Genomic DNA, 22,588 nt, shown 5'->3' on the forward strand with positions numbered 1-22,588 from the left:
GGTCAGAAGAAGCGCAACAGCGAATAAGGTCGAGACACCCGCTGCGCGGATGCATCGCGTCGCCCTGTTTTTCGTGGTTTGCATGGGCTATGCGAGCTTTACGAAAGGAACCCCACGGGGGTCTTCAAAGGGGTGAATGAAGCTGCCGTCTACTGGAGACTTTCCCCCAGTTCTAAGTGCCTGATTGCCACTCATCCGCTGCAACCAATCCTCATGTACCTGCGCCGTCTCTGCCCTCGTACATTCCTTCCCGTCCAAATCACCCCCCGCCAGATTCCCCCACACCCGCTTCCTCGCCGCCTTGGTGAACGCATACTCCTCCGTGCACAGGTTCAGTTCGCTGTCTGCCGCCATGCTGCGCGCGTTCAGGTTCGCGCTGCCAAGCGTCAGGTACACGTCGTCCACGATCATCAGCTTGCTGTGGATGTAGATCTCCCGGTAGCGCCTGGACATGATGTTGAAGTCGCTCAGGTTCTCGGGGTCCACGTCGTCGGCGTGGCCCCTGGCCTTCTCTTCCACGCCCGCCTGCGCGTCCTGAGCCTCGCTGTCGCGCGCCTTGACGCGGATGTTCTTCGCCTGGTTCGCGCTGTCGAAGGTCAGCAGCATCGCCACCAGCGGCTTGATGCCCAGTTCCTGCAGCTGCGCCTGTGCATCCACCGGCACCGTGTTGGCCGAGGCGCCCACCAGCCCGCCGCCGCCCCGGGCGCCCGCCTGCCGGCGCTTGCGTTCCCCCTGCACCTTCTTGTCGTACTCGCCCATCTGCGCGCCGGCACCCAGCGTGCCGACAGTGTCGTAGGTGCTGGGCACCATCTGGCCGCGCTCGGGCTGCGGGATCACGACGAACAGGTGCAGCGGCGCCATGTCGGTGGGCGCCGCACCTGCCTCCTGCATGGCGCGGCGGTAGCGCTTGCGCACGTCCTTGAGCAGCCTGGGCCACTCGCTCAGCTGGAAGTACTGGTTCTCCACATAGATGTAGTTCAGCGCGTTGGCGCTGGCCAGCGTGTAGCCCTTGAGGATGGTGCCGTCGTCGGATTCCGGCTGGGTGCGCTGGATCTGCACGCGGCAGCGCGAGCCTGACGGGCGCGGGATGTCTCGGGCCTGGATCGACTGGCGCCGGTCGCCCAGCTTCTTGCTGAACGCTCCCGCCCCGTTGGCAGGAAAGAGGCTGCCCGCAGGTCCTGGGATCACCTGCACACCGGCCGCGCTGTCCCAGCCCTGCACGAAGTTCCGGTTCAGGCAGTGCAGCGCCTCGCCCTGCACCCGGATAGCGTAGTCCCGGTATGGCTTGCGGTGCCAGCGCACATCGTCGTAGTTGGTGTAGCTGTTGGGGCTGAGCTCGCGCCGGGGGTCGTTGAAGGCGTGCGAGGTGGTGTCCCAGTAGTCGGTCACGCTGTTCAGGCCCATCACGTAGCCGCAGACGTTGCGCGGCCTGCCGCCGGCGGCAGGCTCGTAGTCGATCAGGATCGGCTTCTGGTGGTGGGTGCCCACCGCGATCATGCTGGCGGCCTCGCTCAGGTCGCGCTTCGAGTCGGGCAGGTAGCGCGCCAGGTTGGAGTGGATTTCGAGCGGGCTGCCGCGGCGCAGCCGCACTTCCAGGTTCTTGAAGCGCCCGGCCAGCGCGTCTTCCCACCACTGCTTGCAGTAGTTGGAGCGGTCAGTCAGCACCCAGGCGGAATTGGAACGGTTGTCGTAGGAATCGGCGCCCTCGGGCCAGGTGGTCCGGCTGGTCTTGGAGAAGGAGGTGGGCGCCCAGAACGCGGGAAAGTCCGGCACGTTGCCCGCCGCCTTGTTGACCGCCAGGCTGTCGAACCACAGCAGCATGCGCACCTTCACGCCCTCGCCGGCCTTGCGCACCAGCAGGTCACCGTAGGTGGTGCCGTGCGGCCAGGTGGTTCGGCTGCGGGTCAGCTCCATGCCGGGGTCGAAGCCCCACAGCACCAGGTCGATGCTGCTGCCAGCCGCGAGGATGTCTTTCTCGATGGCGGCGAAGCCTTCCTGCCCGCACATGAAGAATTGCAGCGCGTTGTTGTCGTGGATCGGGTGCGTCCTGTGGTCCTTCTCCAGAAACCATTGCAGCGTGCCCTTGCTGCGCCGCTTGATCATGTCGACGTGGCTGACTTCGGGCTTTTGGATTTCGTCGAGGAGCTTGTTCAGATCAGCCATGTCGGTTGTCGGCTCGAGAGAGGTTCATCATAGGGCGGCGTCGATGAGGGCCATCAAGTGGACGCCTGGCCGGCATCCGAGCCGCGCTCGCGCTGCGACCGGCGCTTCGAGCTGTCTTGCCCATCGCCGCGGTACCCCTTGTTGGACAACTGATGCTCGTTGTATTGGGGCCGCCCCGGATCGGGTTCCATCCGGTCCTGTGCGACCGGAACGTCGTGGACGGTTCCGTTGAAGAGCCGGACCTGGTAGCGTGCGCCTTTCTCGGCGTGCTCGATGGTCAGCCGTCCGTGTTCATCGAACAAGCCTTTGCGGATTTCGGCGCCATTCTTCAGCAGGGTGTAGGACTGGCCGGAGAAAAGCAGGGGCGAGGGACCGGGGACGTGCTGTACGGAGAACGCGATCTGCGGATCAGGAGGTGTCTCCTTCAAAGCCGCAGCCGTCGATCGGATCGGGGGCACCGGCTTGTTCGCAGGCCCGACCAGGCTGTGCGTTGCCGCATGCTCGCGCCAGATGCCCATCGTGCCGTGCTCGATGCCATTCGCGTTCCAGCGCGTATAGCTCGAGCCGCCGTTGATGAGCACCTCGTCCCTGGCGGTGATCGTGATGCGGTTGGCCTCCAGCTTGATGTTCATCTTGGCCAGCACATTGACGCTGGCCTTCAGCGCCCTGATGTCGATGTCGGAACTGCCGGCGGTGAGTTTCGTGCCCGCCTTGTGGGCGAACAGGCGCACGGCCTCCTTCGCACTGACCAGCAGGCTCTTGCCGGCGCCGATGCTGGCATGCGCGCCGCTGGTGATGGCCGTGTGCTCGCCACTCACGATGTGCGTGCTGCCGGCGGCCGTGGCCTGGATGCCCGCAGGGCTGGCCAGCGTCAGGTGCGGCTCCTGGAATTCGGGGAAGGTGCCGTGGGCCGGGTCGCTGCCCTGGCCCCTGATGTCGTCGTTCTGTTCCTTGAGCGCCTTGGTCACTGCATCCTGGTCGCCGCTCTCGTGCGCCTTGGCTTCCTGCGCAGCCTGACTCAATCCTTCGTGCAGATCACGTGCCTGGGTGAGCCTGGCGGTGGTCTCGCGCATGTCCGCGATGTGGGCCTGGGCGTTCGCGCGGGCCTCGGTGCTCAGCAGCAGGCCGTTCGCGGCGCGCACCGCGCCGTGCCCGTCGGTGCGCAGTTCGAAGCCCTGGCCCCGGTCGTCCTTGCGGCCTGCCACGTCCTCGATGCGCGCGATGTGCCCCAGGCTCAGGCTGGAGCTTTGATGGTCGCTCTTGAGCTGGGCCTGGATCTTCCCCGCAAAGTCGTCGAGCACCACATGGTTGCTGCGCCCGCCGCCGAGTTCGCGGCTGCGGAGGCCGGTGAGGTGCTTCTGGCCGGGCAGCTGCCAGGCCGGCATCTCGTCGGCGTTGTGCACACGCCCGGTGACGATGGGGCAGTCCGGATCGCCATTGAGGAAGTCGACGATGACCTCCTGCCCGATGCGTGGCAGCGCGGCCATGCCGAAGGTCGAACCCGCCCAGGCCGTCGAGCGCCAGGCGAAGCTCGTGGGCTGGGCATCGAAGGTGAAGCGCTGCACGGAGCCCTCGGCGCCGTTCTGTCCTTCACTGGCCTGGATGGTCTCTTGCAGGTGATAGCCGACACCGAGCAGCAGGTGCTGCCGGTTCTGGTCGTCGCGCGGGTGGCCGGCGAGGCGGAAGGTGTGGCCCGGCGCCAGTTCGCGCAGGTTGGAGCGGCCCCTGGCCCGGCGGCGTTCGCTCAGTTGCTCCTCCGTGCGGAGGCGCGCGTAGTCCTCGCCGTCGCCGTGCTGGATGAAGCCACCCGGCCACTCGTAGGCTTCATGGCTGTCGTGGTCATGGCCGGGCGGCATTTGCTGGCGGCTCGCCAGGTCGGCCCTCGGCTTTTCGAAGTCGTAGTCGTCGGTGTAGTGGTGGCCGGAGCGAATCTCTTCGGCCTGCTCCCATGCATGAATGCGCTCGCCGGGCTCCAGGCCTCCCGTCATGCCCGAGTGTTCGTGGGGGTGGTAGCGCACCGTCTCGCCGCCAGGCAGGGGGCCGTGCGAGCTGGCGATGTCGTCGGCGAAGACCAGCACGTGCTGCTCGGCTTCATGCCGGAAGAAGAAATAGATGCCTTCGTGCTCGCACAGGCGCGAGACAAAATCGAAGTCGCTCTCGTGGTACTGAACGCAGTAGTTCCAGGTGCGGTAGCTGCGGCTGAGCTTCTGCTCGAGCGGGTGGCCGTAGCGCCCGAGCACCGCGGCAAGGATGTCCGGAACGGTCTGGTCCTGGAAGATGCGGAAGTCGCTTCGGCGGGTGGCGAGCCAGAGCCAGGGACGCAGCCGCATCTTGTAGAAGGACTGTCGCGCGTCTTGCTGCGAAAGGCCGAAGCGCGTGACGATGCCGGCAAGGTGGCGCAGGGCGCCGCTCTCGGTTTCCATCGCGACGGTGGCGGCCTTGCCCAGCAGGGTCTTGGGATCGATGGCGTTGCTGCTGCCCAGCAGATCGATTTCAAAAACGTAAGCCTGGCTGAGTGTCTCTCGACCGACGAGGCGGTGGAATTGCAGTGCCTCGCCCAGATTATGTAAGCCCTTGTACTGGCGCCGTAAGTACACGAAAGTAACAGCGCCCGGAACTAGTGCGCAGTTGATGCTTGGCGCTAAGGGCTTGAAACAAGCGTGATCTCCGCGGCATCGTCCAGTTCTACGGCGCGGGTGCGCACCTGCGTCTCGCGGGCGAGTCTGGCAGCTTCTTCAGCCCGCGAACAGCGCCGCCGGCACCCCCGGGCTGCCGATGCGCACCCTGAACAGCCCACCCGCCAGCGGCTCGGCCGCCTGCTGTTCGGCCGTGAGTCCGTTGCGCGCGGTCGTGATGTAGAGCGTGCACAGGTCGGCGTCGCCGAAGGCGCAGTCGGTGACGTGGCTCGCGGGCAGCGGGATGCGGCACAGCTCGGCCGCGCTCACCGGGTCATGGCAGGTCACGCAGGAGCCGCCCCAGTGCGCGATCCAGAGACGGCCGGCCGCGTCGGTGGTCATGCCGTCGGGCAGGCCATCGGGCTTCGGGAAGCGGTGCCACAGGCGCCGGTTCGACACCGTGCCCGCCTCCACGTCGAAGTCGTAGGCGTAGAGGTTGTTGCGCGCCGTGTTGTTGAAGTACATCGTGCGCCCGTCGGCCGACCATGTCGGGCCGTTGGTCACCTCGAAGCCGTCGTCGTGCCTGGTGCAGCGGCCGTCGGCGTCGTAGCGGTAGAGCGCGCCGGTCGGTGCCTGGCAGTCGAAGTCCATGCTGCCGCCCCAGAAGCGGCCGCGGCTGTCGCACTTGCCGTCGTTGAAGCGGTTGCCGGTGCGCTCGGGCTCGGGCTGGTGCAGGTAGCGCGGCTTCGCGTCGTCGCCGGGCGCGGTGGTGTCGAACAGCGCGAAGCCGCGGCGCAGCGTGACGATGAGGCCTGGCGCCAAGGCGCGCTCGGCGATGGCGGTGATCTCCTCGTCGAAGGTCCAGGTTCGCTGCGCGCCGCTGGCGGGGTCGTAGCGGAACAGGCGCGGCGTGAGGATGTCGATCCAGTAGAGCGCCTGCTCGCGCTGCGACCACATCGTGCCCTCGCCAAGGTTGGCGCCGGCGGCCCAGATGCATTCGAGCTCGCCTGCGACCGACGGCACGGATGCAGATGCGGATGAAGGGGGGAGGACGCCTGTCTCTTGCTTGTTCATTTGTTTTTCCTCGTCATGTCTTCTTGACTCGGCGGATCGTATCAAGGCATATTGATAACGGAAATTTAAAATTCAGGCATTGATTAATATGCATTTTGCAATGTCAGTTGCCGAGCACCCTGGAGACTTTTCTTGAATTCCCCCCCGCATTCCATTTATCCCAGCCTGAAAGACCGCGCCGTTTTCGTCACCGGTGGCGGCAGCGGCATTGGCGCTGCCATCGTCGCAGCGTTCGCAGCCCAGGGTGCGCGCGTCGCCTTCATCGACATTGCCGAGGGTTCCAGCGCGGCGCTCGCACGGCAGATCGAGGAGGCCGGCCACGCGGCGCCGTGGTGGCGCGCCTGCGATGTGCGCGACATCGCCGCGCTGCAAAAGGCCATTTCCGATGCGGCCACCGAACTCGGCGACTTCGCGGTGCTGGTCAACAACGTGGCGAGCGATGACCGCCACACGCTCGAATCGGTCACGCCCGACTACTACGACAACCGCATGGCCATCAACGAGCGGCCGGCGCTGTTCGCGATCCAGTCGGTGGTGCCGGGCATGAAGCGCCTGGGCTTCGGCTCGGTGGTCAACCTGGGCTCCACGGGCTGGCAGACGAAGGGCTCGGGCTACCCCTGCTACGCGATCGCCAAGTCGTCGGTGAACGGCCTCACGCGCGGGCTCGCGGTGGACCTGGGCCGCGACCGCATCCGCATCAACACTGTGTCGCCCGGCTGGGTGATGACGGAGCGCCAGGTGAAGCTGTGGCTCGACGACGAAGGCGAACAGGCGCTCAAGCGCAACCAGTGCCTGCCCGACAAGCTGATGCCGGAAGACATCGCGCGCATGGTGCTGTTCCTGGCATCGGACGACGCGAAGATGTGCACGGCCCAGGAGTTCACCGTGGACGCCGGCTGGACCTGAACGGAATTGCTGTGCGTGGAATGCCGCGGAACCGGCTTTGCCGGGCCGCTGGCGTTGCCCCCTGCAAGGGGGTTGGCGAAGCGACACGAAGTGCGCGAAGACTGGGGGTTAGTCCAGTTCCAGCTTCCGCCCGTACACGCTCACAGCCGCCGTCTTCAGCGCCTTCATCATCACCTTCGCCGCCGGCGACGGCAGCCGGTCGGTGCGCGTGATGATGCCGAAGGCGTCCATGTGGCAGGGCATGTCCAGCGGCAGCAGCGACACGATGCCGTGCGCGGCGTAGTAGCGCGCCACGTCGGTCGCCAGCACCGCCACCATGTCGCTCTGCTGCAGCATGCGCGTGATGAAGAGCAGCGCGGGGCTCTCGATGGTGTTGGTCGGCGGCGCCAGGCCTTCTTCCTGGAACATCAGCTCGAAGCGATGCCGCAGCACGCTGCCCGCGGGCGGCACGATCCAGCCTGCGCTCACCACGTCGCGCAGCGTGAGCCCGCTCACGCCCAGCAGTGGATGGCCCGGCCGCACCAGCGCACACACCGGCTCTTCGCTCAGTGCTTCGTAGCGCAGCTGCGACTTGTCGTGCTCGGCGAAGAGGCGCGCCACCAGGATGTCGAGCTTGCCCTGCTCGAGCCGCTCGATCAGCACCGGGCTGGTCTCGATCTCCAGCGACACGCGCAGATCGGGCTGCTCGCGCTTGACCATGGCCACGGCCGGTGGCAGCAGCGTGAGCCCGGGCGCGGTGATGGCGCCCACGCTCACCTGGCCGAAGCGCCCGGCCTTGAGCGCGGTGAGCTCGTCGTGCGCCTGGTTCAGGCTCGCGAGCGCCACACGGGCGTGGCGGATCATGGTCTCGCCGTACCAGGTGGGGCGCATGCCGCGCGGCAGGCGGTCGAACAGCGGCACCTCCAGCACGTCTTCCAGGTCCTTCAGCAGCTTGGAGGCGGCGGGCTGCGTCATGTTGAGCACCTGCGCCGCGCGGTGGATGTTGCCTTCCTCGGCCAGGGCCACGAGCAGCAACAGCTGCCGGGTCTTGAGGCGGGCGCGGATGAACCAGTGGTTGTAGTTGGTCATGTCTCTTTGACTTGAAACGAAGGACTGATCGGGTTTTCCAGAATCCAATGATCAATATCCATTTTGCTTAAAAAACAATTGGATTGATATCATTTTTGTTTCTAGACTCGCCGCACATCCAGAACTACAGAGACAAGGCCCCCGCCCGGTGATTCACGGCGAGCTCCATCAGAACGTGCGGCAGTACATCAATGGCCGCTGGGAAACCAGCGCGACCACGGGTGTGAGCGCCAATCCCTCGGACACCAGCGAAGTGGTGGCCGAGTACGCACGCGCCGATCGCCGCCAGGCCGAGGCCGCCATCCGGGCGGCCACCGAGGCCTTTCCTCATTGGAGCCACAGCACGCCGCAGCGGCGCGCCGACGTGCTCGACCGCATCGGCGCAGAACTGCTCGCACGCAAGGACGACCTGGGCCTGCTGCTGGCACGCGAGGTGGGCAAGACCCTGCCGGAGGCGGTGGCCGAAGTGGCGCGGGCGGGCCAGATCTTCAAGTTCTTCGCGGGCGAGGCCCTGCGTGGCGGCGGCGGCGAGAACGTCGCCTCGGTACGCGCGGGCGTGCAGGTCGACGTCACGCGCGAGCCGGTCGGCGTGGTCGGGCTCATCACGCCGTGGAACTCGCCGTTCGTCATCCCGGCATGGAAGATCGCGCCCGCGCTGGCCCACGGCAACAGCGTGGTGTTCAAGCCGGCCGAACTGGTGCCGGCCTGCGGCTGGGCGCTGGCCGAGATCATCAGCCGCGCCGCCTTGCCGGCCGGCGCCTTCAACCTCGTGATGGGCAGCGGCCGTGAAGTGGGGCAGGCGCTGGTCGACAGCGCGCTGGTCGATGCGCTGAGCTTCACAGGCTCGATGGCCAACGGCGAGCGCATCCTGCAGGCGGCAGCTTCGCGCCGCGCCAAGGTGCAGCTCGAGACCGGCGGCAAGAACGCGCTGGTGGTGCTGGCCGATGCCGACCTCGACCGCGCCGTCGACTGCGCGGTGCAGGGCGCCTACTTTTCCGCCGGCCAGCGCTGCACCGCGTCGAGCCGGCTCATCGTCGAGGCAGCGGTGCACGACGCCTTCGTGGCCAGGCTGCGCCAGCGGCTCAGGACGCTGAAGATCGGCCATGCGCTGGAGCGCGGCGTCGACATCGGCCCGGTGGCCGACGAGGAGCGCCTCGCGCAGAACCTCGCCTGGGTCGAGGTGGCGCGCGAAGAGGGCGCCGAGCACGTGTGGGGTGGCGAAGCGCTCGAACGCGCCACCGCCGGCCACTACATGAGCCCCGCGCTGTTCCTGGCCAAGCCGGCGCACCGCATCGCGCGCGAGGAAATCTTCGGCCCGCTGGCCTGCGTGCTGCGCGCCGACAACTACGATGAAGCACTCGCGCTGTGCAACGACACGCCCTTCGGCCTGTGCGCGGGCATCTGCACCAATTCGCTGAAGCACGCGATGCATTTCAGGCGCCATGCCGTGGTCGGCATGACGATGGTCAATCTGCCGACCGCAGGGGTGGATTTCCACGTGCCCTTCGGCGGCCGCAAGGGGTCGGGCTACGGGCCGCGCGAACAAGGGCGCCACGCCGCGGAGTTCTACACGACGGTGAAGACCGGCTACATGCTGGCCTGAGCCACAAAAAAACCGTTCTCAACAAGCAAGTCAACAGAAGGAGACATCCCATGACGATGAATCGCCGCACGCTCAACACCGCATTGGCCGCCGCCGCCCTCGGCGGGCTGCTGCCCGTTTCTGCGCTCGCGCAGAAAAAACTCGTGCTCGGCTTCGCGCAGGTGGGCGCCGAGAGCGAATGGCGCACTGCCAACACCGAGTCGATCAAGTCGTCCGCGAAGGACGCCGGCATCGAGCTCAAGTTCTCCGATGCGCAGCAGAAGCAGGAAAACCAGATCAAGGCCATCCGCTCGTACATCGCGCAGAAGGTCGACGTGATCGCGTTCTCGCCCGTGGTCGAGTCGGGCTGGGAAACCGTGCTGCGCGAAGCCAAGGCCGCCAAGATCCCGGTGGTGCTGACCGACCGCTCCGTCAACACCAAGGACGACTCGCTCTACGTGACCTTCATGGGCTCGGACTTCACTGAAGAAGGCCGCAAGGCCGGCCGCTGGCTGGTCGAGAAGATGAAGGACCAGAAGGGCGACGTGAACATCGTCGAGCTGCAGGGCACCGTGGGTTCGGCGCCGGCCATCGACCGCAAGAAGGGCTTCGAGGAAATCATCAAGGCCGACCCGAAGTTCAAGATCATCCGCTCGCAGACCGGCGACTTCACGCGCGCCAAGGGCAAGGAGGTGATGGAAGCTTTCCTGAAGGCCGAGGGCAAGAAGATCAACGTGCTCTTCGCGCACAACGACGACATGGCCATCGGTGCGATCCAGGCCATCGAAGAGGCCGGCCTGAAGCCCGCGAAGGACATCACCATCATCTCCATCGACGGCGTGAAGGGGGCGTTCGAAGCGATGATCGCGGGCAAGCTCAATGTGTCGGTCGAATGCAGCCCGCTGCTCGGCCCGCAACTGATGAGCGCCGTGAAAGACATCAAGGCAGGCAAGACGCTGCCCAAGCGCATCGTGACCGAAGAAAGCATCTTCCCGATGGAAGTCGCTGCCAAGGAATTCCCCAACCGCAAGTATTGAGAGCCCACACCCATGAAACGCAAATTCCTCAAAGCATCGCTCGCGGGCATCGCATTCGCCATCGTCGGCTTCACGCCGCTGGCCAATGCGCAGGACAAGGGCCTGATCGCGATCTCGATGCCCACCAAGTCGTCGGCCCGCTGGATCGCCGATGGCGCCAACATGGTCAAGTACTTCAAGGACAAGGGCTACAAGACCGACCTGCAGTACGCCGACGACGACATCCCCAACCAGCTCGCGCAGATCGAGAACATGGTGACCAAGGGCTCGAAGGTGCTGGTCATCGCGGCCATCGACGGCACCACGCTGTCCGACGTGCTGCAAAAGGCAGCCGACAAGGGCGTGAAGGTCATCGCGTACGACCGGCTCATCAAGGGCTCGAAGAACGTCGACTATTACGCCACCTTCGACAACTTCCAGGTTGGCGTGCTGCAGGCGCAGTCGATCGAGAAGGCGCTCGACCTGAAAAGCGGCAAGGGCCCGTTCAACATCGAGCTGTTCGGCGGCTCGCCGGACGATAACAACGCCTTCTTCTTCTACAACGGCGCGATGTCGGTGCTCGACCCGTACATCAAGAGCGGCAAGCTCGTGGTGCGCAGCAAGCAGATGGGCATGGACAAGGTCGGCACGCTGCGCTGGGACGGCGCGGTGGCGCAGGCGCGCATGGACAACCTGCTGTCGGCCTACTACACCAAGGACCGCGTCGACGCGGTGCTGTCGCCGTACGACGGCCTCTCCATCGGCATCCTCTCGTCGCTCAAGGGCGTGGGCTACGGCTCGGGCTCGCAGCCGATGCCGGTGGTGTCGGGGCAGGACGCCGAGGTGCCTTCGATCAAGTCGATCCTGCGCAAGGAGCAGACCTCGACCGTGTTCAAGGACACGCGCGAGCTGGCCAAGGTGACGGTGGCCATGGCGGACGCCATGCTCTCGGGCAAGCAGCCCGAGGTGAACGACACCAAGACCTACAACAACGGCATCAAGGTCGTGCCCTCGTACCTGCTGAAGCCGGTGAGCGTGGATGCGTCGAACTGGAAGCAGGTGCTGGTCGACAGCGGCTACTACAAGGAAAGCCAAGTCAAGTGAGTCAAGGCGAACGCACGATCCTCGAAATGCGCGGGATCACCAAGACGTTTCCGGGGGTGAAAGCCCTCAGCAACGTCAACCTCGCCGTGCGCGCGGGGGAGATCCACGCGGTGGTCGGCGAGAACGGCGCGGGCAAGTCGACGCTCATGAAAGTGCTGAGCGGCGTCTACCCGTGCGACTCGTACACCGGCGAGATCCATTTCGAGGGCGAGCTTCGCCGCTTCAAGGGCATCGCCGACAGCGAGAAGCTCGGGATCATCATCATCCACCAGGAGCTTGCGCTGGTGCCGCTGCTCTCGATTGCCGAGAACATCTTCCTCGGCAACGAGATTGCGAACGGCGGCGTGATCGACTGGTTCGCCGCCTATGCGAAGACGCGAGAGCTGCTTGCCAAGGTGGGCCTCAAGGAGTTGCCCACCACGCTCGTGACCGACCTCGGTGTCGGCAAGCAGCAGCTGGTGGAAATCGCCAAGGCGCTGGCCAAGGAGGTCAAGCTCCTGATCCTCGACGAGCCGACCGCGAGCCTGAACGAGAACGACAGCGATGCGTTGCTGATGCTGCTGCTGGAGCTCAAGCGCCAGGGCATCGCGTCGATCCTCATCTCGCACAAGCTCAACGAGATTTCCAAGGTGGCCGATTCGGTCACCGTGCTGCGCGACGGCGCGACGGTCGAGACCATGGACTGCCGCGGCCAGCCGATCAGCGAGGACCGCATCATCCGCGGCATGGTGGGGCGCGACATGGCGCACCGCTATCCGCAGCGCCATCCGAAGATCGGCGAGACCGTGTTCGAGGTGCGCGACTGGCGCGTGCACCATGCGCTGCACGCCGACCGCGAACAGATCAAGGGCGTGAACCTGAACGTGCGCAAGGGCGAGATCGTCGGCATCGCGGGCCTCATGGGCGCGGGGCGCACCGAGCTCGCCATGAGCGTCTTCGGCAAGTCCTACGGCCAGCGCATCAGCGGCTCCGTGCTCATGCACGGCAAGCCGGTGGACGTGGGCACGGTGCGCAAGGCCATCGACCACGGCATCGCCTACGTCACCGAGGACCGCAAGGGCCTGGGGCTGGTGCTGGAGGAAGACATCCGCAAGAACATCAGCCTGGCCAACCTCGATGCGATCGCCGATTCGTCGGTCATCGACAACGGGCGCGAATTCAAGGTGGCCAACGAATACCGCAAGGCACTCAACATCCGCTGCTCGGGCATCGAGCAGCTGGTGGTCAATCTGTCGGGGGGCAACCAGCAGAAGGTGGTGTTGAGCAAGTGGCTCTTCACCAAGCCGGAACTGCTGATCCTCGACGAGCCCACGCGCGGTATCGACGTGGGCGCCAAGTACGAGATCTACACCATCATCGACCAGCTTGCGAGCGAGGGCAAAGGCATTCTCATGATTTCTTCGGAACTGCCGGAACTGCTCGGCATGTGCGACCGCATCTACGTAATGAACGAGGGGCGCTTCGTCGCCGAATTTCCGGTGGCCGAGGCCTCGCAGGAACGCATCATGCATGCCATCGTGAGCTCGGGGAGTTCGATCCATGTCGCAGCCTGAAGTCAACGCGGTGAAGGCCGCCGTTCCCGCCTCCGAGGCGCCGAAGCTGCATGTCGGCTTCCTGAAGAACAACCTGCGCGAATACGGCATGCTGATCTCGCTGGTCGCGATCATGGTGCTGTTCCAGGTGCTGACCGACGGCACGCTGCTGCGGCCGCTGAACCTCACCAACCTGCTGCTGCAGAACAGCTACGTGGTCATCATGGCGCTGGGCATGCTGCTGGTGATCGTGGCGGGGCACATCGACCTGTCGGTGGGCTCGGTCTGCGGCTTCATCGGGGCGCTTGCAGCGGTGCTGATGGTCGAGTACGAATGGCACTTCGTGCCGACGGCGATCGTGAGCATCCTCGCGGGCGCCGTCATCGGCGCCGCGCAGGGCTGGTTCGTCGCGTTCCGCAAGATCCCGTCGTTCATCGTCACGCTCGCGGGCATGCTGGTGTTCAAGGGGCTCACGCTGGCGCTGCTGGCGGGGCAATCGGTGGGCCCGTTCCCGGTGGAATTCCAGCGGCTCAGCTCGGGCTTCATTCCCGATCCGCTGGGCGGCGACGCATTGCGCACCACCTCGCTGGTCGTGGGCGCGCTGGCCGCCGCGGCGCTGGTGTTCTTCAAGCTGCGCGGGCGCGCCAAGCTGGCGGCGCACGGCATGGAGCAGGAGCCCTACGCCTTCTTCCTCGTAAAGAACCTGTTCTTCGCGGCCATCATCCTGTTCTTCAGCTACCTGCTGTCGACCTACAAGGGCCTGCCCAACGTGCTGATCGTGATGGCGGTGCTGATCGTGGTGTACGACTTCGTCACCAACCGCACCACCGTCGGCCGGCGAATCTATGCGCTGGGCGGCAACGAGAAGGCGGCGCGGCTGTCGGGCGTGAAGACGCAGCGGCTCGCCTTCCTCACCTTCGTGAACATGGGCGCGCTGGCGGCGCTGGCCGGGCTGGTGTTCGCGGCGCGGCTCAATACCGCGACGCCGAAGGCCGGCCTGGGCTTCGAGCTCGACGTGATCGCGGCCTGCTTCATCGGCGGTGCCTCTGCCTCGGGCGGCGTGGGCCGCGTGATGGGCGCGGTGATCGGCGCCTTCATCATGGGCGTGATGAACAACGGCATGTCGATCCTGGGCATCGGCATCGACTACCAGCAGGTCATCAAGGGCCTGGTGCTGCTGGCCGCGGTGTTCATCGACGTCTACAACAAGAACAAGTAGCCGCGCATGACAGACGGCAGCCTCAGCCCCGTGCTCGAGCTTCGGGGCATCCACAAGCAGTTCGGCAGCATCCAGGTACTGCGCGACGTACGGCTCAACCTGTACCCGGGCGAGATCCATGCGCTGATGGGTCAGAACGGCGCGGGCAAGTCGACGCTGATCAAGGTGCTGACGGGCGTGCTGCCGTCGAGCGGCGGCGAGATGTTCCTCGACGGCCAGCCGATCCAGCCGCACTCGCCGCTCGACGCGCAGAAGCTGGGCATCAGCACGGTCTACCAGGAGGTGAACCTGTGCCCGAACCTGTCGGTGGCGGAGAACGTGTTCGCGGGGCGCTATCCGCGTTGCGGCGCGGCGCAGGGCTTTCGCATCGACTGGGCCGCGGTGAACCGCCGCGCCGAAGAGCTGCTGGGGCGCATCGGGCTCGACATCGACGTGACGCGGCTGCTGTCGAGCTACTCGGTGGCGGTGCAGCAGATGGTGGCGATTGCGCGTGCGCTGGGCGTGTCGTCGAAGGTGCTGATCCTCGACGAGCCGACGTCGAGCCTGGACGACGACGAGGTGGAAAAGCTGTTCGAGGTGCTGCGGCGCCTGCGCGGCGAAGGGCTGGCCATCGTCTTCGTGACGCACTTTTTCAACCAGATGTATGCGGTGTCGGACCGCATCACGGTGCTGCGCAACGGCAGCTGGATCGGCGAGTGGCGTGCCGCAGACCTGGGGCCGCAGGCGTTGATCGCAGCGATGCTCGGGCGTGAGCTGGCGGCGCAGTCGGCGCGTCCCGCCGCCTTGCCTTCGTTCGACGAGGCCGCACCCGCATTGCTGCAGACCGAAGGATTGGGGCAGGCGGGCCAGCTGCAGGCGACGGATTTGCGTGTGCGTGCCGGCGAAGTCGTCGGCATCGCGGGCCTGCTGGGCGCGGGCCGCACGGAACTCGCAAGGCTGCTGTTCGGGCTGGAGTTGCCGGACCGCGGCGTGCTCAAGGTCGATGGCCGCACCATGAGCTTCTCGAACCCGGCCGATGCCATTCGCGAAGGTCTTGCGCTGTGTCCCGAAGAACGCAAGACCGATGGCATCGTTGCCGAGCTGTCGGTGCGCGAGAACATCGCGCTGGCGCTGCAGGCGCGCCTGGGCACTCGGCGCTTCCTGTCGCATGCCGAGCAGACCGAGATGGCCGAGCGCTTCGTGAAGTCGCTCGGCATCAAGGCCGCGAGCGTCGAAACGCCCATCGGGCTGCTGTCGGGCGGCAACCAGCAGAAGGCCATGATCGCGCGCTGGCTCGCGACCGAGCCGCGCCTGCTGATCCTCGACGAGCCCACGCGCGGCATCGACGTGGCGGCCAAGCAGGAGATCATGGAAGAGATCCTGCGGCTCGCGAAGGCGGGCATGGCGGTGATCTTCATCTCGTCGGAAATGAGCGAGGTGGTGCGCGTGGCGCACCGCATCGTGGTGCTGCGGGATCGGCAGAAGGTGGGCGAGCTGCCCGGTGGTTCGAGCGAGGACGAAGTCTACGAAATGATTGCAGCGACAACATGACTCTCCCCCAGTCTTCGCGCACTTCGTGTCGCTTCGCCAACCCCCTTCCGGGGGCGACACCAGCGGCCCGGCAAAGCCGGTTCCGCGGTATCTCCCGCATCAAAGAAGCGCTTTGACATGAACCGCCTTTCATCCTTCATGAGCCACCGCCTCGCCTGGCCTCTCGTCACATTGTTCCTGCTGCTCGCGGTGAACATCGCCTTCAACACCAGCTTCCTGCATCTCGAATGGCGCGAAGGCCATCTCTACGGCAGCCTGATCGACATCCTGAACCGCGCGGCGCCTCTGGTGCTCGTGTCGCTGGGCATGACGCTCGTGATCGCGACGCGCGGCATCGACATCTCGGTGGGCGCGGTGGTGGCCATCGCGGCGGCGCTCGCGGCCTGGATGATCGGCGGCTCGGTGGCCAATGACGTGAGCCGCTTCCCGATGCCGCTCGCCATCCTCGCGGCCATCGGCATCGCATTGCTGTGCGGGCTGTGGAACGGGCTGCTGGTCGCCAAGGTCGGCATGCAGCCGATCATCGCGACGCTGATCCTCATGGTGGCGGGGCGAGGCATCGCGCAACTCATTGCCGACGGGCAGATCATCACGATCTACTACAAGCCCTTCTTCTTCCTCGGCAGCGGCTACCTTCTCGGGCTGCCGTTCTCGCTGTTCATCGTGGCGGCGGTGTTCGTGCTGCTGTACCTGGCGATCACGCGCACGGCGCTGGGCCTGTTCATCCAGGCAGTGGGGATCAACCCGACGGCGGCGCGCGTGGCGGGCGTGCAGGCGCGGCGGCTGATCGTCGGTGCGTATGCGTTCTGCGGTGCCTGCGCGGGTGTGGCGGGCTTGCTCATCAGCTCCAACGTGAAGAGCGCGGACGGCAACAACGCGGGGCAGCTCATCGAGCTCGACGCGATCCTGGCGGTGACGCTGGGTGGCACGGCGCTGACCGGCGGGCGCTTCAGCCTCGTGGGCAGCGTGATCGGCGCGCTGATCATCCAGACGCTGACCTATGCGATCTATTCGCTGGGGGTGCCGCCGGAGATCAACCTTGTCGTGAAGGCGGGTGTGGTGTTTGCCGTGATGCTGCTGCAGTCGCCGGAGTTCAGGTCGCAAGTGCGGGCGCTGGCGCAGCGGCCGGTGCATGAAGAGGGGCGGGCATGAGCGCGGTGATCGATACGGGACCCTCACCCCAGCCCTCTTCCGCAAGCGGGAGAGGCGGCAAGAGGGGAGGGCTCAATCCAAAGTACCTGCCGTTGGCGGCGACGATTTCGCTGTTCGTGCTGGTGGCTACGCTGGGTTCTGTTTTCTACGATGGCTTCTTCTCGGCGCAGGTGTTCCTCAACCTGCTGATCGACAACGCCTTCCTGATCGTCGTGGCCGTGGGCATGACCTTCGTGATCCTTTCGGGCGGCATCGATCTGTCGGTGGGCTCGGTGATCGCGCTGACCACCATGGTCTCGGCCTCGCTGGTCGAGAAGCACGGCTGGAGCCCCGGCATCGTGATTCCGCTGGTGCTGGCGATGGGCACGGCTTTCGGCGCGTTCATGGGGCTGCTCATCGAGCGCTTCCGGCTGCAGCCTTTCATCGTCACGCTGGCCGGCATGTTCCTGGCGCGGGGGCTGTGCTACCTGATCAGCATCGACTCGATCAGCATCACCAACGAGTTCTACTCGGAGGTCTCGCAGATCCGCATTCCGATCTGGGGCGAGGCCTCGGTGTCGATCAGCGCGGTGATCGCCGTCGTGGTGCTGCTGGCGGCGATCTTCATCGCGCATTGCACGCCCTTCGGCCGCGCGGTGTACGCCATCGGCGGCAGCGAGAATTCGGCGATGCTGATGGGCCTGCCGGTACGCCGCACGCTGGTCGGCGTGTACACGCTCTCGGGCTTCTGCTCGGCACTGGCGGGCGTGATCTTCACCTTCTACATGCTCTCGGGCTACGGGCTGCATGCCATCGGGCTGGAGCTCGACGCCATCGCGGCGGTGGTGATCGGCGGCACGCTGCTCACGGGCGGCGTGGGCTATGTGGCGGGCACGCTGTTCGGCGTGCTGATGCTCGGGATCATCCAGACCCTCATTTCATTCGACGGCACGCTGAGCTCGTGGTGGACCCGCATCGTGGTCGGCGCGCTGCTGTTCGTTTTCTGTTTGTTGCAACGCTTTTTCACCTCGCGCACTCCGCGCCGCTGACTCAATGACAAAAAAACTGCGCTCGACCGAATGGTTCGGCTCCGCCGACAAGAACGGCTTCATGTACCGCAGCTGGATGAAGAACCAGGGCATCCCGGACCATGAGTTCGATGGCCGCCCGATCATCGGCATCTGCAACACCTGGTCGGAACTCACGCCGTGCAACGCGCACTTCCGCAAGATCGCCGAGCACGTGAAGCGCGGCATCTCGGAGGCGGGCGGCTTTCCGGTGGAGTTCCCTGTTTTCTCCAACGGCGAGTCGAACCTGCGGCCCACCGCGATGCTCACGCGCAACCTCGCGAGCATGGACGTCGAAGAAGCCATCCGTGGCAACCCCGTCGACGCGGTGGTGCTGCTCACGGGCTGCGACAAGACCACGCCCGCGCTGCTGATGGGGGCGGCGAGCTGCGACATCCCTGCCATCGTGGTCACGGGCGGGCCGATGCTCAACGGCAAGCTCGAGGGCAAGAACATCGGTTCGGGCACGGCCGTGTGGCAGCTGCACGAGTCGCTGAAAGCGGGCGAGATCAACCTGCACCAGTTCCTCTCGGCCGAGGGCGGCATGTCGCGCTCGGCGGGCACCTGCAACACGATGGGCACGGCCTCGACGATGGCCTGCATGGCCGAGGCGCTCGGTACCTCGCTGCCGCACAACGCGGCGATTCCGGCGGTCGATGCGCGGCGCTACGTGCTCGCGCAGATGTCGGGCATGCGCGCGGTGGAGATGGCGAAGGAGGGGCTCACGCTGTCGAAGATCCTCACGCGCGAGGCCTTCGAGAACGCCATTCGCGTGAACGCGGCCATCGGCGGATCGACCAATGCAGTGATCCACCTGAAGGCGATCGCGGGGCGCATCGGCGTCGAGCTGGAGCTGGAGGACTGGACGCGCATCGGCAGCAATACGCCGACCATCGTCGACCTGATGCCTTCGGGGCGCTTCCTGATGGAAGAGTTCTACTACGCCGGCGGCCTGCCCGCCGTGCTGCGCCGGCTCGGCGAGAATGGTCTGTTGCCGCACCCCGCTGCGCTCACCGTCAACGGCCAGTCGATCTGGGACAACGTGCGCGATGCGCCCAGCCTCGACGACGAGGTGATCCGCCCGCTCGACAAGCCGCTGATCGCCGATGGCGGCATCCGCATCCTGCGCGGCAACCTGTCGCCGCGCGGCGCGGTGCTCAAGCCCTCTGCCGCATCGCCGGAGCTGCTGAAGCACCGTGGGCGCGCTGTGGTGTTCGAGAACCTGGAGCACTACAAGGCACGCATCGTCGATGAAGACCTCGACATCGACGCAAGCTGCGTGATGGTGCTGAAGAACTGCGGTCCCAAGGGCTACCCCGGCATGGCCGAGGTCGGCAACATGGGGTTGCCGCCCAAGCTGCTGCGCCAGGGCGTGAAGGACATGGTGCGCATCTCCGATGCGCGCATGAGCGGCACGGCCTACGGCACGGTGGTGCTGCACGTCGCGCCCGAGGCGGCCGACGGCGGGCCGCTGGCGGCGGTGCGCGACGGCGACTGGATCGAGCTCGACTGCGATGCGGGGCGATTGCACCTCGACATCAGCGACGAGGAACTGGCGGCGCGCCTCGCTTCGCTGTCTTCTTCGGATGCACAACCGATGAGCACGCGCGGCGGCGGCTACCAGAAGCTCTACGTCAACCACGTGCTGCAGGCCGACGAAGGCTGCGACTTCGACTTTCTCGTCGGCTGCCGCGGCTCGGCCGTGCCGCGCCATTCGCATTGAACCCACGCAAGCAACGAAACATCATGACCCCCAGATACCGCGGCATCTTCCCGGTGGTGCCTACCACCTTCACCGAACAGGGCGAACTCGACCTGGAGAGCCAGAAGCGCTGCGTCGATTTCATGATCGACGCGGGTTCGGACGGCCTGTGCATCCTTGCCAATTTCTCGGAGCAGTTCGTGCTGTCCGACGAGGAGCGCGAGGTGCTCACGCGCACCATGCTCGAACACGTGAAGGGCCGCGTGCCGGTCATCGTGACCACCACGCACTACAGCACCAAGGTGTGCGCCGAGCGCAGCCGCCGCGCGCAGGACATGGGCGCGGCCATGCTGATGGTGATGCCGCCCTACCACGGCGCGACCTTCCGCGTGCCCGAGCCGCAGATCTTCGAGTTCTACGCACGCCTGTCCGATGCGGTGGACATCCCGATCATGATCCAGGACGCGCCGGCCAGCGGCACAGTGCTGTCGGCGCCGTTCCTCGCGCGCATGGCGAAGGAGATCGAGCAGGTCGCGTATTTCAAGATCGAGACGGCCGGTGCGGCCGCTAAGCTGCGCGAGCTGATCCGCCTGGGCGGCGAGGCCATCGAAGGCCCGTGGGACGGCGAAGAGGCGATCACGCTGATGCCCGACCTGGACGCCGGCGCGACCGGCTCGATGACCGGCGGGGGCTATCCGGACGGCATTCGCCCGATCATCGAGGCGCACCGTTCGGGCGACCGCGACAAGGCCTTCGCGCTGTACCAGCAGTGGCTGCCGCTCATCAACTACGAGAATCGGCAGGCGGGCCTCCTGGCCTGCAAGTCGCTCATGAAGGAGGGCGGCGTGATCGCTTGCGAGGCGCCGCGGCATCCGCTGCCCGCGATGCACCCCGCGACGCGCGCCGGCCTGATCGAGACGGCGAAGCGGCTCGATCCGCTGGTGCTGCGCTGGGGGAGATAGCCGGTTCGCCGTCCCGGGCGAAGTAGGCCGCGAGGATCTCGGTCAGCCAGTTCATCACGGCGAGCACGCGCGGCGCGAGGTGGCGGCGGTTGACGTACACCAGCGACACCGGCATTGCGCGGGCGGTGAACGCCGGCATCACCTGCACGAGCGAGCCGGCCGCAAAGCACGGCAGGAGGCCGCCGATCGGCGCCTGGATCAGCCCGAGGCCCGCGACCGCCGCGGCGTTGCAGGCGTCGGTGCCGTTCACCGAGACGATGGAGCGCATCGGCTGTATCCGGTAGCGGCCCTGGGCGTCGAAGTGTTCCCAACCCGCGTCGTGCGGCGAGAGGGTCTGTGCGAAGTGCACGATGCGGTGCTGCGCGCGTAGGCATGCACACGAACTTCGACGCGATGGTCGCGGGCTTTACGGCGCTCGGACGCGCGGGCAAACCCGACGACATCGGCGGTGTGATCGCGGGCTTGCTCGGGGAGGGGAGTCGCTGGGTGAATGCCCAGCGCATCGAGGTGTCGGGTGGGATGCTGATCTGAACACGCGGGGGGTGCCCCCGCGGACTTCAGCTTTTCTCGAGTTCGGTGACTTGCAGCGACAGGTCGAACAGCTTGGACTTGCTGGCGTAGTAGCGGTCGAGCCGCCATTCCTTCAGGATGTCCATCGCGAGCTCGAAGCTCTTGTAGTCGAGGTTGTAGAGCGTGACCAACTCGAAGCTGCGTTCGGACTCGAGAGCCAACACGAGCTGGGCCAGGATCTTGGCCGATTCGTTGGCCGGGTCCGTTTCGATGAATCGGCGAGCGACCTTGATGGCATTCATGGGAAAGGATTCCTCGGTAGGCAGGGACCGAGAACTATAGCTAGCAGGCCTGCGCCTTTTATGACAGTACTGTGACAGTAAGGGCATCGCCAGCCGCCGGCAGCGCCTGGCGATGCTTCTTCAGCGAAGACGCTCAGCGCAGGGGCGCGGGCATCGGCCGGGGCATGGGCATCGGCTCGGGCATCGGGGCCGGCATCGGTTCCGGCGCCATCGCCGGTGCGGGCATCACGATGGTGGTGACCGATTCGCGGATCACGCCCCCACCCATCACGCTGCCGTCGACGCTGGCCGTGCTGTTGCCGCTGCTGCCGAGCACGCGGGCCTCGCAGGCGCTGCGGTCGGCCGGCTGCTGCAGGCCGCAGCGGGCGAGCGCATTGGCGCGGTAGTCGGGTGCGCTGGTCAGGCCCCCGCGCGCGGCTTCCAGGCGCGCAGCGCCGGCTTCGCGGATGCAGGCGGCGCGGTCCTGCTCGTTGTGGCCGCAGACAGCCAGTTCCTGCTGGTAGGTGCCCGAGGCTGCTGCGCCGCGCGGCGACGCTGCCGAGGCGATGCTGCCGGCTGCAAGCCCGCCGGCGGCGAGCATGGTGAAGATGATTGAGCGAGTGGTGCTTTTCATGGATGGCTCCTTGAAGCGAGCTTGAAAACCTGGGAAATATTGGAAGCGCCCGAGGAGGGCGGGTTCCTTCAGCGTGCCGGCATGGTCTGTGGCGCCAGCGGCGTCACGGTTTCGCGGATCACGCCGCCGCCCATCACGCTGCCGTCGGTGGTGGTGCGTGCGCCGCCCTCGATGCGGGCTTCGCAGTCGGGCCGCTCGGCGGCCGGCAGTTCGCCGCAGCGGGCGAGGGCGTTGACCTGCTCCCGGACCGGGCTCGGACTGGTAAGGCCGCCGCGGCTCGCTTCCTGGCGGGCCGCGCCGGCTTCGCGCAGGCAGGCGGCGCGGTCCTGCTGTACACCGTCGCAGGTGGCGCGTTCCTTCTGCATGCGGGCGTCAGACCCCGGCGCCTGCGCGCCGGCGGTCTGTGCGCCGAAGGCCATGAAGCCGCTGGCGGCGAGGCATGCCGCTGCGGACAGGATGGAACGAACTGTTGTTGTCATGCGGGCTCCTTGG

Annotated in this window: 18 protein-coding genes and 2 pseudogenes; 12 read left to right on the forward strand and 8 right to left on the reverse strand. The window is 66.3% G+C overall.

The window, feature by feature from the left end; translation table 11 throughout:
• Window positions 1-87 precede the first annotated feature (87 nt).
• The 3 genes from AC1DFC_RS20315 to AC1DFC_RS20325 all read right to left on the reverse strand — a co-directional run bounded on the left by AC1DFC_RS20315 (window position 88) and on the right by AC1DFC_RS20325 (window position 5,852).
• Window positions 88-2,163, reverse strand: coding sequence for a phospholipase D-like domain-containing protein (locus AC1DFC_RS20315; protein ID WP_478179873.1), 2,076 nt, complete (start codon window positions 2,161-2,163; stop codon window positions 88-90).
• A gap of 53 nt (window positions 2,164-2,216) precedes the next feature.
• A complete protein-coding gene (locus AC1DFC_RS20320) occupies window positions 2,217-4,760 on the reverse strand; it encodes a type VI secretion system Vgr family protein (RefSeq protein WP_478179874.1) in 2,544 nt (847 codons plus the stop codon).
• A gap of 138 nt (window positions 4,761-4,898) precedes the next feature.
• Window positions 4,899-5,852: an SMP-30/gluconolactonase/LRE family protein gene (locus AC1DFC_RS20325; protein WP_413333988.1), complete on the reverse strand. Its 954-nt coding sequence runs from the start codon at window positions 5,850-5,852 to the stop codon at window positions 4,899-4,901.
• 132 nt (window positions 5,853-5,984) lie between these two features.
• Here AC1DFC_RS20325 and AC1DFC_RS20330 point away from each other — a divergent pair, with 132 nt between their 5' ends.
• Window positions 5,985-6,758, forward strand: coding sequence for an SDR family NAD(P)-dependent oxidoreductase (locus AC1DFC_RS20330; RefSeq protein WP_413333990.1), 774 nt, complete (start codon window positions 5,985-5,987; stop codon window positions 6,756-6,758).
• A gap of 108 nt (window positions 6,759-6,866) precedes the next feature.
• On the opposite strand, the gene AC1DFC_RS20335 is transcribed toward AC1DFC_RS20330, so the two are convergent.
• A complete protein-coding gene (locus tag AC1DFC_RS20335) occupies window positions 6,867-7,826 on the reverse strand; it encodes a LysR family transcriptional regulator (protein ID WP_007831791.1) in 960 nt (319 codons plus the stop codon).
• 148 nt (window positions 7,827-7,974) lie between these two features.
• Between AC1DFC_RS20335 and AC1DFC_RS20340 the strand changes: the two genes are divergently transcribed.
• The 10 genes from AC1DFC_RS20340 (at window position 7,975) to AC1DFC_RS20385 (ending at window position 20,671) form a co-directional block, all read left to right on the forward strand.
• Window positions 7,975-9,429, forward strand: coding sequence for an aldehyde dehydrogenase family protein (locus AC1DFC_RS20340; RefSeq protein WP_007831789.1), 1,455 nt, complete (start codon window positions 7,975-7,977; stop codon window positions 9,427-9,429).
• A gap of 50 nt (window positions 9,430-9,479) precedes the next feature.
• On the forward strand, window positions 9,480-10,445 hold the full coding sequence (locus AC1DFC_RS20345) for an ABC transporter substrate-binding protein (RefSeq protein ID WP_056509196.1): 966 nt from the start codon (window positions 9,480-9,482) through the stop codon (window positions 10,443-10,445).
• Window positions 10,446-10,457: 12 nt separating this feature from the next.
• Window positions 10,458-11,528, forward strand: coding sequence for a multiple monosaccharide ABC transporter substrate-binding protein (gene chvE / locus AC1DFC_RS20350; RefSeq protein ID WP_007831785.1), 1,071 nt, complete (start codon window positions 10,458-10,460; stop codon window positions 11,526-11,528).
• A 26-nt stretch (window positions 11,529-11,554) separates the two neighbouring features.
• Window positions 11,555-13,081 (forward strand): multiple monosaccharide ABC transporter ATP-binding protein, encoded by a 1,527-nt coding sequence (mmsA, locus tag AC1DFC_RS20355; protein WP_042673160.1) that lies wholly within the window; start codon window positions 11,555-11,557, stop codon window positions 13,079-13,081.
• Entirely contained in the window at window positions 13,068-14,279 is a 1,212-nt protein-coding gene (gene mmsB, locus AC1DFC_RS20360; protein WP_007831782.1) for a multiple monosaccharide ABC transporter permease, read from the forward strand. The genes mmsA and mmsB overlap by 14 nt, the downstream gene beginning before the upstream one ends.
• Before the next feature lie 6 nt (window positions 14,280-14,285).
• Window positions 14,286-15,809 (forward strand): sugar ABC transporter ATP-binding protein, encoded by a 1,524-nt coding sequence (locus tag AC1DFC_RS20365; protein ID WP_413333993.1) that lies wholly within the window; start codon window positions 14,286-14,288, stop codon window positions 15,807-15,809.
• 117 nt (window positions 15,810-15,926) lie between these two features.
• On the forward strand, window positions 15,927-16,961 hold the full coding sequence (locus AC1DFC_RS20370) for an ABC transporter permease (RefSeq protein ID WP_007831778.1): 1,035 nt from the start codon (window positions 15,927-15,929) through the stop codon (window positions 16,959-16,961).
• Window positions 16,958-17,989 (forward strand): galactofuranose ABC transporter, permease protein YjfF, encoded by a 1,032-nt coding sequence (gene yjfF, locus AC1DFC_RS20375; RefSeq protein WP_007831774.1) that lies wholly within the window; start codon window positions 16,958-16,960, stop codon window positions 17,987-17,989. The genes AC1DFC_RS20370 and yjfF overlap by 4 nt, the downstream gene beginning before the upstream one ends.
• 4 nt (window positions 17,990-17,993) lie before the next feature.
• Window positions 17,994-19,730, forward strand: coding sequence for an IlvD/Edd family dehydratase (locus tag AC1DFC_RS20380; protein WP_007831767.1), 1,737 nt, complete (start codon window positions 17,994-17,996; stop codon window positions 19,728-19,730).
• A 23-nt stretch (window positions 19,731-19,753) separates the two neighbouring features.
• Window positions 19,754-20,671 carry a dihydrodipicolinate synthase family protein gene (locus tag AC1DFC_RS20385; RefSeq protein WP_007831766.1) on the forward strand — a complete coding sequence of 306 codons (918 nt, stop codon included), beginning with the start codon at window positions 19,754-19,756 and terminating at the stop codon, window positions 20,669-20,671.
• 97 nt (window positions 20,672-20,768) lie between these two features.
• Here AC1DFC_RS20385 and AC1DFC_RS20390 read toward each other — a convergent pair.
• Window positions 20,769-21,020: pseudogene (locus AC1DFC_RS20390) on the reverse strand (type 2 periplasmic-binding domain-containing protein); the annotation flags it as partial.
• A gap of 38 nt (window positions 21,021-21,058) precedes the next feature.
• Between AC1DFC_RS20390 and AC1DFC_RS20395 the strand changes: the two are divergent.
• Window positions 21,059-21,202: pseudogene (locus tag AC1DFC_RS20395) on the forward strand (short-chain dehydrogenase); the annotation flags it as partial.
• Window positions 21,203-21,228: 26 nt separating this feature from the next.
• On the opposite strand, the gene AC1DFC_RS20400 reads toward AC1DFC_RS20395, so the two are convergent.
• The 3 genes from AC1DFC_RS20400 to AC1DFC_RS20410 all read right to left on the reverse strand — a co-directional run bounded on the left by AC1DFC_RS20400 (window position 21,229) and on the right by AC1DFC_RS20410 (window position 22,575).
• Window positions 21,229-21,483, reverse strand: a complete 255-nt coding sequence (locus AC1DFC_RS20400) for a hypothetical protein (RefSeq protein WP_007831762.1) — start codon at window positions 21,481-21,483, stop codon at window positions 21,229-21,231.
• Between the two features lie 133 nt (window positions 21,484-21,616).
• A complete protein-coding gene (locus AC1DFC_RS20405) occupies window positions 21,617-22,096 on the reverse strand; it encodes a hypothetical protein (protein ID WP_007831761.1) in 480 nt (159 codons plus the stop codon).
• Window positions 22,097-22,164: 68 nt separating this feature from the next.
• Entirely contained in the window at window positions 22,165-22,575 is a 411-nt protein-coding gene (locus AC1DFC_RS20410) for a hypothetical protein (RefSeq protein WP_007831760.1), read from the reverse strand.
• Between the last annotated feature and the right edge of the window lie 13 nt (window positions 22,576-22,588).

It is taken from the genome of Variovorax sp. 10L421, assembly GCF_056395365.1.